Origin of the sequence: Rhizobium albus, assembly GCA_030160035.1 — a bacterium.
In the GTDB taxonomy this organism is placed as follows: domain Bacteria; phylum Pseudomonadota; class Alphaproteobacteria; order Rhizobiales; family Rhizobiaceae; genus Georhizobium; species Georhizobium albus.
The window spans coordinates 503391-519037 of the sequence record BSNO01000003.1; the positions used below are offsets into that span (position 1 = coordinate 503391).

15 protein-coding genes and 1 other annotated feature are annotated in these 15647 nt (G+C 61.5%); of the genes, 4 read left to right on the forward strand and 11 right to left on the reverse strand.

The genetic code is table 11. From position 1 onward, the window contains the following. Nucleotides 1-24 precede the first annotated feature (24 nt). The 5 genes from QQL76_RS10190 to QQL76_RS10210 form a co-directional block, all read right to left on the reverse strand. Nucleotides 25-1509 (reverse strand): SulP family inorganic anion transporter, encoded by a 1485-nt coding sequence (locus QQL76_RS10190; protein ID WP_499207540.1) that lies wholly within the window; start codon nt 1507-1509, stop codon nt 25-27. Nucleotides 1510-1587: 78 nt separating this feature from the next. Next, nucleotides 1588-1643, reverse strand: a sequence feature (sul1 is cis-regulatory element that is thought to sense ions involved in sulfur or methionine metabolism; They are found in Alphaproteobacteria). Between the two features lie 180 nt (nt 1644-1823). Further along, nucleotides 1824-3074 (reverse strand): glycosyltransferase, encoded by a 1251-nt coding sequence (locus QQL76_RS10195; protein WP_499207541.1) that lies wholly within the window; start codon nt 3072-3074, stop codon nt 1824-1826. Nucleotides 3075-3295: 221 nt separating this feature from the next. Further along, nucleotides 3296-3544, reverse strand: a complete 249-nt coding sequence (locus QQL76_RS10200) for a DUF6894 family protein (RefSeq protein ID WP_499207542.1) — start codon at nt 3542-3544, stop codon at nt 3296-3298. Nucleotides 3545-3649: 105 nt separating this feature from the next. Then, a complete protein-coding gene (locus tag QQL76_RS10205) occupies nt 3650-3943 on the reverse strand; it encodes a helix-turn-helix domain-containing protein (RefSeq protein WP_499207543.1) in 294 nt (97 codons plus the stop codon). Further along, on the reverse strand, nt 3852-4412 hold the full coding sequence (locus QQL76_RS10210; protein WP_499207544.1) for a Crp/Fnr family transcriptional regulator: 561 nt from the start codon (nt 4410-4412) through the stop codon (nt 3852-3854). Before QQL76_RS10210 ends, QQL76_RS10205 begins: the two co-directional genes overlap by 92 nt. 576 nt (nt 4413-4988) lie before the next feature. Here QQL76_RS10210 and QQL76_RS10215 point away from each other — a divergent pair. From QQL76_RS10215 to QQL76_RS10225, 3 genes are all read left to right on the forward strand, one after another. Further along, nucleotides 4989-5450, forward strand: coding sequence for a (2Fe-2S)-binding protein (locus tag QQL76_RS10215; protein ID WP_499207545.1), 462 nt, complete (start codon nt 4989-4991; stop codon nt 5448-5450). A 9-nt stretch (nt 5451-5459) separates the two neighbouring features. Beyond that, nucleotides 5460-7772 carry a xanthine dehydrogenase family protein molybdopterin-binding subunit gene (locus QQL76_RS10220; protein ID WP_499207546.1) on the forward strand — a complete coding sequence of 771 codons (2313 nt, stop codon included), beginning with the start codon at nt 5460-5462 and terminating at the stop codon, nt 7770-7772. Between the two features lie 179 nt (nt 7773-7951). Continuing rightward, nucleotides 7952-8590: a DedA family protein gene (locus QQL76_RS10225; protein ID WP_499207547.1), complete on the forward strand. Its 639-nt coding sequence runs from the start codon at nt 7952-7954 to the stop codon at nt 8588-8590. On the opposite strand, the gene QQL76_RS10230 is transcribed toward QQL76_RS10225, so the two are convergent. Further along, on the reverse strand, nt 8587-9597 hold the full coding sequence (locus QQL76_RS10230; protein WP_499208349.1) for an aldo/keto reductase: 1011 nt from the start codon (nt 9595-9597) through the stop codon (nt 8587-8589). The two genes, QQL76_RS10225 and QQL76_RS10230, sit on opposite strands and share 4 nt — an antisense overlap. A 101-nt stretch (nt 9598-9698) precedes the next feature. Continuing rightward, nucleotides 9699-10697, reverse strand: coding sequence for an MBL fold metallo-hydrolase (locus QQL76_RS10235; RefSeq protein WP_499207548.1), 999 nt, complete (start codon nt 10695-10697; stop codon nt 9699-9701). Nucleotides 10698-10819: 122 nt separating this feature from the next. On the opposite strand from QQL76_RS10235, the gene QQL76_RS10240 reads away from it, so the two are divergent. Continuing rightward, complete coding sequence (locus tag QQL76_RS10240; protein ID WP_499207549.1) at nt 10820-11737, forward strand: LysR family transcriptional regulator; 918 nt, start codon at nt 10820-10822, stop codon at nt 11735-11737. Nucleotides 11738-11756: 19 nt separating this feature from the next. On the opposite strand, the gene QQL76_RS10245 is transcribed toward QQL76_RS10240, so the two are convergent. From QQL76_RS10245 to QQL76_RS10260, 4 genes are all read right to left on the reverse strand, one after another. Next, a complete protein-coding gene (locus QQL76_RS10245; protein WP_499207550.1) occupies nt 11757-13169 on the reverse strand; it encodes a sensor histidine kinase family protein in 1413 nt (470 codons plus the stop codon). Continuing rightward, nucleotides 13166-13891 carry a response regulator transcription factor family protein gene (locus tag QQL76_RS10250; protein ID WP_499207551.1) on the reverse strand — a complete coding sequence of 242 codons (726 nt, stop codon included), beginning with the start codon at nt 13889-13891 and terminating at the stop codon, nt 13166-13168. The genes QQL76_RS10245 and QQL76_RS10250 overlap by 4 nt, the downstream gene beginning before the upstream one ends. 280 nt (nt 13892-14171) lie before the next feature. Then, nucleotides 14172-14684: an SDR family oxidoreductase gene (locus QQL76_RS10255; protein ID WP_499207552.1), complete on the reverse strand. Its 513-nt coding sequence runs from the start codon at nt 14682-14684 to the stop codon at nt 14172-14174. A 4-nt stretch (nt 14685-14688) separates the two neighbouring features. Beyond that, nucleotides 14689-15582, reverse strand: a complete 894-nt coding sequence (locus tag QQL76_RS10260) for an AraC family transcriptional regulator (RefSeq protein ID WP_499207553.1) — start codon at nt 15580-15582, stop codon at nt 14689-14691. Between the last annotated feature and the right edge of the window lie 65 nt (nt 15583-15647).

The following is a 15647-nucleotide window of genomic DNA, read 5'->3' on the forward strand; positions in this document are numbered from 1 at the left end:
AGGCAGCGTTGCGGAAAAAAGGCTTCAATGCGCCATCAGCTTGTCGAGCGAGCCTGGCTTATCGTGAACAGCTAGGCGATCGACGATGGTCTCGCTTGCCTCGTTCATGCCGACGATCTCGACCTTGGCTCCGTCTCGGCGAAACTTCAGAACAGCCATGTCGAGCGCAGCCACGCTAGAGATGTCCCAGATATGGGCGCGCGAGACGTCGATTGTGATCTTCTCCAGCACCTCCCTGAAATCGAAGGCCGCCATGAAATCTTCGGCCGAGGCGAAGAAAAGCTGACCTTCGACCGTATAGGTGCGGTGGCGCCCATCGCCGCTGAGTGTAGAGGAAACACGGAAGAGCTGCGCAATCTTCCAGGCGAAGAAGATGCCCGACAGCAGCACGCCGATGAGGACGCCATAAGCAAGATTATGGGTGAAGACGACGGTGACGACGGTCGCCAGCATGACGATCGACGATGAGCGCGGATGATCCTTGAGGTCGGCGATCGACGACCAGGAAAAGGTGCCGATCGAGACCATGATCATGATGGCGACGAGCGCCGGCATTGGGATTTGGCTGACGAGGTCGCCAAGCACCAGGATCATGAACAAGAGGAGGATGCCGGCTGCGAAGGTTGAGAGCCGACCGCGCCCACCTGACTTCACATTGATGATCGACTGGCCGATCATCGCGCAACCTGCCATGCCGCCGATGAAGCCGGTGGCCGTATTGGCAATTCCCTGGCCGATGCATTCCTGGTGGCGATCCGATGGCGTGTCGGTCAGATCGTCCACGATCTGCGCCGTCATCAAGGATTCCAGCAGGCCGACCACCGCTACGGCCGCCGAATAGGGCAGGATGATCACCAACGTCTCGAAAGTCAGCGGAATGTCCGGGATCAGGAAGATCGGCAGGGTGGAGGGCAGTTCACCCATGTCGCCCACGGTTCGAACGTCGAGGCCAAAGACGATGGCCAGGGTCGTGAGCACCACGATGCAGACCAGCGGCGACGGAACGGCCTTAGTGAGATAGGGGAAGAGATAGATGATGGCGAGGCCGCCCGCGACCATGACATAGGTCAGGTTCGGAACGCCGACGAGCTCGGGGATCTGCGCCATGAAGATGAGAATGGCCAGCGCGTTGACGAAGCCGGTCATCACCGAGCGCGAGACGAACCGCATGAGCGCGCCAAGCTTCAACAAGCCGAAGAGAATTTGCAGCAGGCCCGCCAGAACGGTGGCGGCCAGCAGGTACTCAAGCCCGTAGTCGCGCACGAGCGTGACCATGAGCACAGCAGTCGCAGCAGTGGCAGCCGAGATCATGCCGGGACGTCCACCGACGAAGGCGATGAGCACGGCGATCGAGAACGAGGCATAGAGGCCGACCCGTGGGTCGACGCCAGCGATGATCGAAAAGGCGATGGCTTCGGGAATGAGCGCCAGGGCAACGACCAGGCCCGAAAGCAGGTCGCCGCGCACATTGCCGAACCATTGCGCGCGGTAAGCGGACAAGGAAGTCATGAAAATCCAGATGATGAGAAAACCAAACCAGCGGCCTCTTCTGAGAGAAGGGTCGCACCGGAAGACGGTATTTGATCTAGTTGTCCGGCGGATCGGCGGCCGGAAGAGCCACCCGGAATTTCACCGGGTCCTGATGGATGACGCCTCATAACGTCACATCGGGCCAGATGGCAACCCGCGCCAGAGCACGAAGAGCTAATAAGCCGCTGACGGCTCGCCTGTTTTACGAAGCCGCGCTTTTGACGCTCAGCGGTGTTGACAGGCGATGCACCCCGATGTTGCTCCAATGAGCAATCGGCTGGCATCCAATGGCGTCAAGATGCCCTGCTTGCTCGGGAGCCTACACGCTCCAGAAAATCGATAGCCGTCTCAATTCCACGATCCGTTCCGATCGCAGTACCAAGCGCGTTCGCCTGAGATCGCATCGCCGGGGCGTCCATCGCGATCAATGCTTGGGCCAGCAGGGGTGCGTTCAATGTCTTTCGATCCAGAGGCGCAGGACCAGCTCCGAGGGCTGCGACCCGTCTCCCCCAAAAGGGCTGGTCTCCGAAGAACGGGATGATCTGTGTCGGCAGGCCCGCCCGTAAGGAGGCAGCAGTCGTCCCCGCGCCGCCGTGATGGACGGCCGCCGATGCCCTGGGAAGAAGAACATCATGCGGTGCACTTTTGACGAAAAAGGCGCGATCGCTCATTTTGCCGAGGTCGATCGCGCCGCCGCCAACCGCCAACAGACCCCGCTTGTCGGTCACGGCGAGGGCATCGAGGATTATCCCGGTCATCTTCTCCGGGTCGAGCCCCGGCATGCTGCCGAACCCGAAATAGACCGGCGGCGGCCCAGCGTCGAGAAAAGCCTCCAGATCCGGATCGGGCTGCCAGCCAGGCTCGTCGAGAAACCAGTAGCCAGTGACCAGAACATCCGGTCCCCAATCGTCGGGTTTAGGAAGCACTGCCGGGCTGTAAGCGTAAAGCGTACCTGCACGTGGCTTGCGCTTGAGTTGATCGTCCAACCCAGGCGTCACTTGTCTCCAAGCCTTCAACTCCCGTGCGAAAAGCAGTTCGGCCGCGTGGATCGCGAGCAAATGACTGACCCGGTTGAATGGGCCCAGTGACGAGAAAGGAAGCAGAGGCGACGGGAAGACCGAGGTAGGTGTTAAGCCGGGGACGGGGGACGCCAGCACATGCGGCACGTCGAGAGCACTGGCTATATAAGGCGCCGCAATCGACTTCGGGTGATAGAGGATCATTTCCGGGTTGAAGTCGTTCGCCATCTGCCACTCGGCATCGAGCAGCTTCCTCATCAACGGTCGGACTTCTTTCAAGAGCTTGAAGCCGGCGCTGAACCCTTGTCCTCCAGCGACGGCTGCCTTCCCCTCAGCCGTGTTCAGCAGCGCCAGAAATTCGGCTGGCAGGCCCCTAAAGCGAACACCGTGCCCCGCAGCGAATTCGGAAAATTGGATGGGGGCGGCAAGCTGAACTTGATGGCCTCGTCCCTTAAGGCCCCGAGCAAGCGCGACATAGGGTTGAACGTCGCCACGCGTGCCGAGCGTATGGATCGCGATCCGCATGGCGCCAGAATAGAGTAGGTGGCGCGCAATGTCTGCTGATCAAAAAAAACGGAATCGAGGAGCTAACAGTCAACTTTCGGTGATGAATGCGCGTTTAGAGATCATTTTTCAAGCGCAATCGCTGGGGCCGGCCGTCAATCTCTGAGCCGGGATTGGACTTCTGTCGGCGCCCGATATTTCGGTGAAGGCGCAAGTCGACAAGTAACGTGGCGTCACCAGCCCTACTGAATCGCAGTGCGTGTGAGTTGGAGGCAGTCGCTCGATACTGCGATGTTGTCGTCGGTCCGGACGTTGATCTGCAGCGTTGCTGATCGCCCGCTGCCAAACTGTTCGCGTGCGATGTCTATCAGCGCTCGCAGCGACTCTTTTCTGGCAGCCTGCAGATTCGGCAGAACCTGACCGACATCGTCGCGTTCAGTTCCCTGGGCATCGACGACATCGAAATAGTACCTCGGCATGGTCTGACTCATTTTATATCCCCCTCTGGATACGTACAATGTCGACGGTTGGATGTATCCTCGGACCAGCTCTGCAAAACTCTGATCGAGGTCCGCCAGTCAAGACTGTCGAAATGGCTATGCGTTCGTTCGACTGACGGGGTGATCCACCGGCAGATGAAGTTGCAGATAAGAATCATCGAAGCGGCCAATCTCCGCCAACGCCACAGGCTCGATGATGCGGATCGTGCCAGTTCCCCATTCGATCATACCGTCACGAGCAAGTTGCCGTACACACCGGTTCGCATGAACGGTCGACATCCCAAGCGCATCTGCAAGGTCAATCTGAGACATCTGCCATTCTGCGTGATCTCCGGCACTCAAACCGGCTTGGCCGAGGCGGACTCTGATTTCGCTCAGAAGGTGAGCCATCCGAACGACACAGTCTCGCTGCCCGAGGTTCAGTATCCACTCGCGTGCGACCGAGGCGTCCCGGGCAACCGATCGGGCAAAAGTTTTGGCAAAAAAAAGGGTCGGCTGCCAGCTCCTCGAAGTGTTCGTGCCGGATAATGCCGATCCGGCACGCAGTCATCGTTGAGATGGTGCTGTCGATGTTGCTCAAATAGAAGCTGTGTAGATCCGGCAGATCCCCGGGAAGATGCAAGGCTATGATTTGGCGCTTGCCTTCAAAGTCCATTTTCGACGAGTGCGCCATTCCTTCGATGATCAGGCAGGATTGGACACTCGGATCCATTTCATGAACGATGTCGTGACGAGCTGCGAGTTCGACTATGCGAATGGGGAGCGTCGCTAGCGCCTCTCGCTGCGCGGTCGATAACGTCTCGGAACATCCCAGTCTGTGCTCTAGGAGCGCAATGGCGCTTCGGTGGTGACGAAACATGCTCGTGCTCCGGAATTGGCGGGAGCACGCGGGGTCTCACCAGCGTCATAAGCCAGTTGTGAAATGACGACCGAAGCCTTTAAGCACCATTCGAGTCGGCCCTGGTCAACATATGTTAAAGGCTGCCGAAGTCTTCTGAGCCGACCGCGGGCAAGCCATCATTGGCGCCTGGTGCGATAGGGAAGCGGCTGTCCCAGCTGACGGGCCGGTGACCGACGCGTCCTCGACGTCGCTTGCCTCCTCGAAAGAGAGCGTCTCGCGATCAGCGCCTAATCCGGTGGTGACACTGTATCCGTTTGTAACGGTGCCGGCGCAGATTGGGCGTGCGGGCGCTGAAGCGGATACAAATCAGTACAATCGGTGACACGCCCGGCACAGCCCCGCGACCGACGGCGCCTAGCTTGCTCCTCGAAGCAGCGGTTACCCCCATCTTTGCCCCGTGGATGCGCCCGGGACACTGACCTCCACCGCTCTTCCGGAGGCGCTGCCGGCGCACAGCCAGCGCGCCTCCGTCCCTGTCATCGCGGTCTCAGTGGGAGGTTTGCACTGAGCCCGCATCGCCGATGCGGAGCAATCATGGTCGCCTTCACCGTCAACAACCGACCAGCCGATGTGGCAGTCGATCCGGACAAGCCGTTGCTCTGGGTGCTCCGGGAAGATCTTCAGGTGCTCGGTCCGAAATATGGCTGCGGCGTCGCACAATGCGGCGCCTGCCGCGTGCTCATCGACGGTGTTTCGACCCCCTCCTGCATGGTGCCCGTCGGCAGCATTGCCGGCGCGTCTGTCATCACAGTCGAAGGCCTTGCCGACGAAGATGGCAGTTTGTCCTTCGTCCAGCGTGCCTGGATCGAGGAGCAGGTGCCGCAGTGTGGCTTCTGCCAGCCCGGTTTCCTGATCGCCGTGACCGAACTGCTGCAGCAAAACCCCGATCCCTCCGACGACGAGATCGATGCGGCGATCACCAATATCTGCCGCTGTGGAACCTATCCGCGCATCCGGCGCGCCATCCATCGCGCAGCCGAACTCGCCCGAGACTGAGGAGCCAACATGCCGAAGATCCTGTCCAGACGCACCTTTCTCATGACCGGCGCTGCCCTCGGCGGAACCGCGCTCGTCGCAGCCGTCGGCGGCATTGGTTACCTCGCCACCGTCGACGTCGACGGGCTGCATGGTGGCTCGGTGGAGGGCGAAAGCGCCACCTTGAATGCCTTCGTCGTTCTCCACTCCGACGGCAGCGTGGTCATCAACGTGCCGCGGACCGAGATGGGGCAGGGCATCCACACCGGCCTCGCCATGGTCGTGGCAGAGGAAATGGATCTGCCGTTCGACGAACGCATCCGGGTCGAGTTTCCGACTGAGGCGCATCCGGCCTATTCGACGTGGTTCAACGTTCTTCAAGTGCGGCCGGAGGAAGCCAGCGGGCCGGTTGTCTGGGTTGGCAGGCGTGTGCTCGGTCTGCTCGGCTTCATCTCGACAGGCGCCTCCTCGTCAACGATGTCGCTGTGGCATCCGATGCGCGTCGCCGGTGCCTCGGCCCGCCAGATGCTGATTGCCGCAGCTGCAGCGCGTCTCGACGTCCCGTCAACGGAACTGGTCACCCGTGACGGTTTCGTCTTGCACGAAAGTTCAGGACGCAGCCTGTTCTATGGTGAACTCGCGCGTGAGGCAGCAGCCCTTACGCCTCCCGCCGATCCTGTCCTGAAACCTGCAGCGGACTGGCAAGTGATCGGGACACGGCAAGCGCGTGTCGATCTTCCTGCCAAGGTGCGTGGCACGCCGATTTTCGGGATGGATGTGACAGTGCCGGATATGATCTACGCAACGATCCGTCACGCGCCAGTCTTCGGCGCGCGCGTCTTGCGGATCGTCAACGAGGCCCATGTCCGCGCCCTTCCAGGCGTCCTTGATGTGACGATCGTGAATGATAGCCACGTAGCGGTCGTAGGAGGCTCTTGGTGGCAGGCAGAACAGGCCGCTTGGCAACTTGAGGTAGAGTGGGCAGGTACAGCGGACGATGCCATTTCGAGCGCCGACTTATCCCGCGGCCTCCGGGCGTCACTCAACGTTTCAGAGCCCTATGAGGTCCATGCCGAAGGTGATGCAGGTGCCGTCATCGAAGCGAACGCCGCATCAACGATCGAAGCCGTTTACGAAGTTCCCTTCGTGGCCCACGCCTGCATGGAGCCTATCAACGCAACGGTGATCGTCCGGGAAGATGGATCGGCGGAAGCCTGGGTCCCGTCGCAGGGGCCGCTCAACATTCGCGTTGGCGTGGGAACCGGCACTGGCTGGGCCGGTATCGAACCGATTGCGATCACGTGCAACGTCACGATGAATGGCGGCGCCTTTGGGCGACGCAGCGACCAGGACGTGATTGCGCAGGCCGCTTTTCTGGCTGCGCGTCACCGCGGCCGTGCCGTTAAACTGATCTGGCCGCGCGAGGAGGACGTCTCGAGAGGTCTATTCCGCAGTCATGCGGCCGCGAGGTTGCGGGCAGCGCTGGGGCCGAACGGCCTGCCGATTGCGTATGATGCGCTTGGAGCGAGCCAGTCCATCATTCAGTCGGTAGCCAGCCGTAACCTGCCGTTCAACCCTGGCCCTGATGGAGACAGGCTGACGGTCGAAGGATTGGACAAGCAGCATTACGCCATTTCCGCCAGGCGCGTGCGCAGCCAGAATGTGCCAAGCCATGTGCCGATCGGGCTGTGGCGCTCCAACGGATACTCGTTCAACACCTTCTTCACCGAAAGCTTCATCGACGAATGCGCGCTTGCGGCAGACGCCGATCCGCTGGCCTACCGCCAAGCGATGCTTCGTGACAGCCCGCGCCATCGCGCCGTCCTCGATCGCGTAGCCGAGATGGCGGACTGGGGAGCACCCATGACGCCGGGTCGTGGCCGAGGCATCGCCATCGAGGAATGTTATCGCAGCGTCGTCGCGCAGGTCGCGGAAGTCACCGTCGCCGAGGATGGCGCAGTGAAGGTCGACCGCATCTTCTGTGCGGTCGATGTGGGCCTCGTCATCAATCCCGACCAGGTGATCGCCCAAATGGAAGGCGGCGCGCTGTTCGGGGTGACCAGTGCCATGATGAGTGAGATCACCGTGCAAAACGGCTCGGTGATGCAGACGAATTTTCACGATTTTCCCATGCAGCGGCTCGCCGATGCCCCGGAGGTGATCGTGGAGATCGTCGAAAGCGATCTGCCGCCGGGCGGCGCTGGCGAGCCAGGCATCGTGCCCACCGCCGCGGCGATCGCCAACGCGATCTTCGCCGCCACCGGCAGACGCCTGCGATCACTGCCGCTGGCCGTGACGGAGACAATAGGCGAACGCCGGACCCGGTCCGTCCTCAAAAGCTGATCATCGCCACCAATACCGGGCCGAGGCGCCTTTGCGCTCGGGCCGGCCCGAACGGGATCGCCAAAATGGGCCCCCCTAGCCCCGCTGGCGATCTCTGCGGCCACCGAAGTCCTCTCCCCCCAGAGACCTTCGGTGGCCAGATTTCAAAGACCCCTCTCGCCATCATGAAGGACAAGCCGTTGGACCAGGATATCGCCACCTCTCTTCTGGCTTGGGCAAGCGCTTACGGGCTGCTCGGTGTGTTCATGATCGGCATGGCGGAGCGCTTCGTGCCGCTGCTGCCGTCGACCGGCTTTCTCCTGGCAATCGGGGTCGGGGCGTCGAGCGGTGCCTGGTCGCTGCCGTCTGCAATTCTCGCCAGCACGGTTGGCAGCCTGATCGGCTGTGCCGCCTGGTACTTTGCAGCACGGATGTTGGGAGACGTGCGGTCAACGCGGATCCTGGCCAGGCTCGGTCGCCTGTTCGGACTATCCTCCGAGCGGGTGATGACGAGGACGGACGCCTTGCAGCGCAAGAACGCGGCTCTCGCATTTTCATCGCAGCTCTTGCCCACGGTGCGGCTGTTCTCACCCGCCTTTGCCGCCATCATCGGCACCACCTGGCGTTCATTCCTGATGGCATCGGCGGCGGGCATCTTCGTCTGGAATGCGGTCTTCATCCTCGCCGGCTACAAGGCTTCCTACTGGATGAACCCAGCCGACACGATGATGGCGTCGATCGTCCTCTACGGCGCCATGTCGATTGGCGGCATCGGCTGGCTCTGGATGCGCCTTAAGGCACAAAGGCAGCAACGGCTCGCATCGCGTTCACATCGTTAATCGATCAGTCGGTCCTGCGCCGCCGCCTGAGCTTGTCGGATCTGGCCGCGATAGAGATCGCCCTTGCCGGGGTACCACGGCATCGCGCCGATCGTGTCGAAACCTGGGATCGTCTCCATATGCCGCACCATGCGCTGCCGCATAGCCTGGTCGGGCAGGGGCCCGCGCATCGCCCCGAGATTGTCGGTCATGTGGTCCGGATTGGATGTTCCGCAGAGCACGCAGGTAATCGCTGGATGAGCGATCACCCATTTGAGGAAGAACTGCGCCCAACTCGTCGCCCCAAACTCCCCGGCGAAATCGGGCAAGGGCCGATCCTGCACGATATGCATCAATCGCGCCTTTTCCAGAGGCAGGTTGATGAGCACGCCCACGCCGTTATCGGCTGCACTGGGCAGCAGGCGCTCCTCAGCCGATCGATTGAAGATGGAATAGTTGGTCTGCACCATGTCGACCTGACCACCGGTCACGAGGGCTTCGAGCTCAGCCTGATAGGACGACTCGTGATGCGTCACGCCGACATGATCAATGTGACCTTCTTGCTTCCAGGCCTGCATCAACGGGATCACCACACCGGCATTGGTGATGCTGTGGCACTGCATCAGGTCGATCTTTGATCGCCAGACGCGCAGTTTCGACTGCTGGAGGCTGGCCTCGGCGTGACTGGTGTCTCCGAGGTATTCGCCGGTCGACCAAATCTTGTTCGCCAGGAAGACGTCCCGTGCTTCCTCCATTTCGGACAAGATGGCGCCGACGGTGACTTCCGCGGAGCCGTAAAGAGGAGACGTGTCGATCACGCCTCCGCCGCCTGCTGTGTAGCGCGCAACCGTTTCGCGCAGCCGGTCACGGCTGTCACCTGGGATCAGGTCGAAAGTGAGGAACGTGCCGAGCCCAAGTGCAGTGACGGACCGCCCGGTCCGCCCGATCTGTCGCGTGATGACAGGGCCTGTTGGTGCCGCCGTGTCGGTCGCCTGCGCATTGGCGCGCGTTGTGCCGGTTGCCGTCATGCCAATGGCGGCCGCGCCGGCCGTGGCGGTCAAGAAGCTGCGTCGATCAATGTCCACGAAACAATCCTTTATTTAAATCGTCAGGGGAAAAGGAAGAAAATTCAGAACTGCCAGCCTGAAGGGACCCAGGCATACGCGTTGTCGGTCCGCAAAATTCGGCCGAGACCGGGAAACGGGTAGTGGAAGCCGAGAACAAGCATCCGATCGGCGGCCGCTCGATCAAAGATGCGCTGGCGGGCGATTGCCGCCGCTTCCCCATCCCGGTCGGGTCCGGGACGCCAGTTTCGGTCGATATTGACGACCGGGTGATAGGCAAGGTCCGCGGTGAGGAGCAACTGCTCGCTCCCGGCCTGAACCAGGAATGCAGCCATGCCTGGCGTGTGCCCCGGTGCCGCGATCGTGGTCAGGCCGGGCAGAATGTCGGTGCCGGCCTCGTAGAGTTCGATATCAGCGGCGAAGGGTTCGAGGCTCGCACGGATGTTCGCCGCGAAGCGTCGCCGGAAATCGGCGGGCACCGGCATGTAGGAAAGATCGGGCTCTTCCTCGATGAAGAATGTCCAATCGGCTCTTGGCGCCATGATCGTCGCCCGCGGAAACGCGCGGCTGCCATCCGGCATCAGCAAATTGCCGACGTGGTCCGGATGCGTGTGCGAAATGACCACCAGGTCGATGTCGTTTCGGGACAGCCCGATGGCTTCAAGATTGGCGAAAAGTTGCCCGCCATTCGGGCCCATCGTCGTGCCGGCACCCGCTTCAAGGAGGACGCGTCGTCCGTCGATTTCAAGCAACAGGGTGTTCAGGTTCAGCGTCATGAGATCGGTCGGCAGAAATGCGCGACGCAGAACCTCTTCCAGTTCCGCTTCCGGCGCATCGCCGGCATAGACGGTCGGAGGGCCGCTGATGTTTCCATCGCTGAGTACGGTCGTCACGATGTCGCCGATGGTGAAGCGATAATAGCCGGCATTGTCCAGCCTCGTGGTCGGCACCGGCGCCGGTTGTGCAGCAACGCCGCTCAATAGAGGACCAGTCAGTAGCGCCCCCGATGCGCCGGCCATGGCCGTCAGCATGATCTTGCGTCGGTTGCTCGTCAGCATGGTCATCTCCTCGTTTATGCTGGCAGCGGAGCAACCCCGGCTGCCCACTGATCGCGGCGAGAATGACGTGTGGATACTGCAATGATAAGATCACCAAAATCGAACGAGCTGATCTGGAAAACAGAGCAATGAAATCCATCCGCTTGGACCATCTCGAAACATTTGCGCTGATCGTGCGGTGCGGCGGCTTCCGCGCGGCGGCGGCAGAGCGCGGCGTTTCGTCCTCCGTCATGAGCCAAACGATGGGTGCCTTGGAACAAGCGCTCGGCCTTCGACTGCTGAACCGGACCACACGGAGCGTTGCACCGACGGAAGCCGGCGAACGCCTGCTGGAGCGGCTCCGACCGGCGCTCGACGACATCCGCCTTGCGCTCGTCGAACTGGATCAGTTGCGCGAAACGCCGTCGGGGACGCTGCGCATCAACGCGCCGGCGCCGGCCGTCGATCACATCCTCTGTCCATTGGCGTTCGACTTCATGGACCTGCATCCCGAAGTCGATGTCGAGATCATCAGCGACGCCGCGATCATCGACATCGTCGAACAGGGTTTTGATGCGGGTGTCCGTTTTGGTCAGCAACTGGCCCAGGATATGATCGCCGCGCCTCTCGGTCCGGCATTGCGCTACTCCATCGTCGCCTCCCCGGACTATGTCGCGCGCCATGGCAAACCGGCATCCCCAGCCGATCTCCTCGACCACAATTGCATCCGCCGGCGCTATCCCGGTGGGCGCCTGGCGATGTGGTCTTTCGAGAAAGCCGGCGACGCAATGGAAGTCGCACCATCCGGCCGATTGACCCTCAGCTCGGCGCAGGGTGAGCTCCAGGCTGCGATCGCGGGGCAGGGCATTGCCCATGTGTTCGATGATTATGCCAAAAGCGCCATCGCCGATGGCAGGTTGATCGAACTTATGGTCGACTGGAGCCCCAGATTGCCGAGCTGGTATCTCTACTATCCCAGCAAGCGGCACCACAGTGCGGCCATGAAGGCGTTCCTGGACTTCGTTCGACGGTCGACGCGGACACGGGAGCCCGAAAAGCCGGATTAGTTTCGATCTTGGGGAAGCGTCAGCCCGGCAAAACGACGGCTGCCTGCAAACCGGGCTCGCGCGGTGACAGGATGATGTCGCCGCCATGCTGGCGCGCGATGGCACGGGCTATGGACAGGCCGAGACCGATGCCACCCGTTTCGCGGGAGCGGGAGCCCTCCAGCCGGAAGAAGGGGGCGAAGACCTCCTCGACGCTGCCGAGCGGGATGCCGGGCCCATCATCCTCGACGAGGATTTTGACGGTCGAAGCCTCGACGACAAGCCGCACTTCGGCGCCGCCGGCATAACGAACGGCGTTCTCGATGAGGTTCCGGATGACCCGCCGCAAACCCTCCGGCCGGCAGCGATAGTTGAGCCGTTCGCTCGGCACGAAACGCACCGGTTGGCCCAGTTCGGCGAGGTCGTCGCACACGCTTTCGACCAGAGCGCTGAGATCAATGGTTCGCGTCTGCTCCGCGCTCGTTTCCTGGCTCGCAAGCGACAGGGTGGATTCCGTCATGGCCTGCATCTCGTCGATGGTCTCGAGCATCCGATCCTGCAGTTCGGGATCTTCGACCAATTCCGCGCGCAGCCTGAGCGTCGTCAAGGGCGTGCGCAGGTCATGGCCGATCGCCGCAAGCATCCGCGTTCGATCGGCAACGAAGCGATGAAGGCGCTCCTGCATGCTGTTGAAAGCAATGGTCATGCGCCGGATGTCTTCCGGGCCGCTCTCACGCAGCGGTGCAACCGGCTCACCGCGCCCCAGGGTTTCCGCTGCTTTTGTCAGCTGGCGCAGAGGGCTTGCGATACGCCGCACCGTCAGCACGCCGACCAGCGAAACGAGGATGGCTGTCAGTGTCAGAGACAGTGGCACATGGGTTCGCCAGATCGAGGGGTTGATGGCCTTGTAAAAGGCCGCGTTTAAAACCTGGCCGTCATCGAGCGGCACGATGACGCCGGCGCCACTTCGTTTCGCGAAGTCCAGATAGCGGGCCATGACCGGCAGTTCCGCCTGGCCCGTAGCCGGCATCGTCCAGGTTGCGCCGTCCAGGAAGTATTGCGCATCGGCACTCGCTGGCAGGCTGGTGGCATTGTCCACCCTATCCTCGTCGCTGAGCATGTCGCCAAGCGGGATCTGGAACTGGGCGAATGCTTGCTGCACCCATTGGTCCAAGGCGACGGGCCTGCCATCGGAGATCCAGAAACGCGATGTGTCGGTGCTGCTGATGCGAATGAGATCGTAGCGCAGCTCATCGGGTGCGGTCTCGACCAGCCGGGACACCGCAGCAGCGCGGTTGCTCAATTCGGCGCGGGCGGAGGCGCGTAGATCGGCCTGCAGATAATCCCACATGATCACGAGGCCAATGGCCTGCGACGCGAAGAGGGCGACCAGCATCCATGACAGAAGCTGCGCGGTCAGGCTTTTTTGCCAGAGGCCGAACAGGGACTTCATACGGCGTAGACCTCCGGCATGAAGCTGTAGCCGCCGCCACGGTGCGTCTGGATGATCGTCGGGTTCTTCGGGTCGATCTCCACCTTCCGGCGCAGGCGGCTGATCTGGTTGTCGATCGACCTGTCGAAGGGGTCGGCTTCCCGCCCGACCGTGAGATCGAGCAATTGATCGCGGCTCAAGACCATGCCGGGGTGTTCGACGAACACTTTCATCAGACGGAACTCCGCGGTCGACAGAGGCACGCCGACGCCGTCGTCACTTTGCAGTTCGCGGCGCCCGAGATTGAGGACCCAGCGGTCGAAGCGCATGGATCCCGTCCGTCGCGCGGCGCGCTGTGGCGGCAGGCTGTTGACCCTGCGCAGCACGGCCTTGATGCGCGCCAGAAGCTCGCGGGATGAGAAAGGTTTGACGAGGTAATCGTCGGCGCCGAGTTCCAGTCCGATGACGCGGTCGGTCTCATCCGTGCGGGCCGTCAGAAAGATGATCGGGATCGCCGAACCGGCGCGTGCACGCAATTCGCGGCACAGAGTGAGGCCGTCTTCACCGGGCATCATGATGTCGAGGACGACGAGGTCCGGTGCCCCGCGTTCCACGAGGCGGCGCAACGCCGTGCCGTTTTCGGCAGTGCTCACCCTATAGCCCTGTTGCTGCAGGTATTTGCCGACCAACTCGCGGATCTCGCGATGATCATCGACGACGGCAATGTGCGGCACGTGCTCCATGGTGGCCTCGGTGTCTGAAGAACAACCGCCTTATAACGCCGTCCGGCCCGTGAGGCTCGCGGGAAACTGTATCCGTTTGTAACGGCGGTGGCGCGGATTGGGCGTGCGGGCGCTAGAGCGGATACAAATCAGTACAATCGGTGACACGCCCGGCACAGCCCCGCGACCGACGGCGCCTAGCTTGCTCCTCAAGACCGCGACGTCATTGTGGGCTTTCGACCTGTTCCAGCGACGACGAGAAGGTGATCTTTAGCCTCGTTCAAAGCCGACAATTCCGCACTCAGTCCTGAGCGGTCGGCCGCACCACTATGCTGCCGATCTCGACGTCATCAGGCTGTTCGATTGCGAAAGCGATGGCGCGTGCAATTGCATCCGGCGAAATGGCGATCTCCTGCTTCTGCTTGTTGATGGCCGCTTTGATATCGGGATCTGTAATTGAAGCCGTGGCAAAGTTCGTATCCACGAAACCAGGCGATACTTCCGTCACTCGCAGATGAGGTCCAGACTCCTGCCGAAGCGTCTCGGTAGCTGTCCTGAGAGCATTCTTCGTTGCAGCGTAGACGCCCATTGCCGGGGTGATCTTCAACCCGGCAGTCGACAGAACATTGATCACATGGCCTTGCTGTTGACGCGCGAAGACCGGGAGTGCCGCAGCGATCCCATAGAGCGCGCCCCTGAGGTTAACGTCGATCATGGCATTCCACCCGTCGACATCCAGCGCATCAAAGCGCGATATGGGGCCGATGCCGGCGTTGTTGACGATGACGTCAAGGCGGCCGAAGCGCTCGCTCACACTCCTAAGCGGCTGGCTGCATCCGCGCCTTTGCCGCCTTGATGTCGCGGGCAGGCGGAGAGCCAAACATCCGCCCATACTCCCGCGTGAATTGCGGGACGCTTTCGTAGCCAACAGCGTATGCCGCGTTGCTGATCATCTGCCCTTCGGACAGCATCAGCCGTCGGGCCTCGATCAAACGGAGCTGCTTCTGAAACTGCAGCGGCGACAATGAGGTGATCGCTCGAAAGTGCTCATGGAAGGACGATATGCTCATTCTTGCAACCTGGGCCAGATGGTCGACCCTCAACGGTTGGGCGAACTCCTCACGGATCAGTGAGACCGCGCGCGAAATGCGTTGGGCGTGACTGTCCATGACACCCAGGGCGCGAATGGCGCCCCCATGTCGACCAGACAGCAGCCAGAAATGCAGCTCGCGGATGAGCGCCGGCTGCAGAATATGCACCGATGCGGGTCTGTCGAGAAGGCGCATCAATCGCAACGCCGAGTCAATCACTTCCGTTTCGGTTGGATCGACGCATACGGGTGCGCCAGCGATAAACGGCGAGAAGCCCATCTCGACGACGAGATTTTCGACAACAGCAAGATCCAGGTCGATGACAAGCGCCAGATAGGGGGCGGCCAGGCTCGCTTGAGTTATCTGGCTGACTGTCGGCACATCGGCGGTAATGAGAAGAGAATCTCCGGCGCCGAAGTCGAATGTCTTGTTCCCCATGGTGACGCGCTTCTTGCCTTGAAGCACGAGAGCGACAAGCGGCCGGTTGATGGCATACTGCAAAGCCGTCGGCGCAGTTTCGCGGATGACGGTGAGATACGGAATGGGTGTCTTGATAACGCCGGTCCCATTCGCGTGTGTCTCTGCGAAGTTTTGAACGGTTTTGAGCAGATCGTGGGCCATGGTCTCCTTCTAGATCATGCAACTCAGGCCCACAATATCCGTCGGAGGAATAGGCAATAATCTCC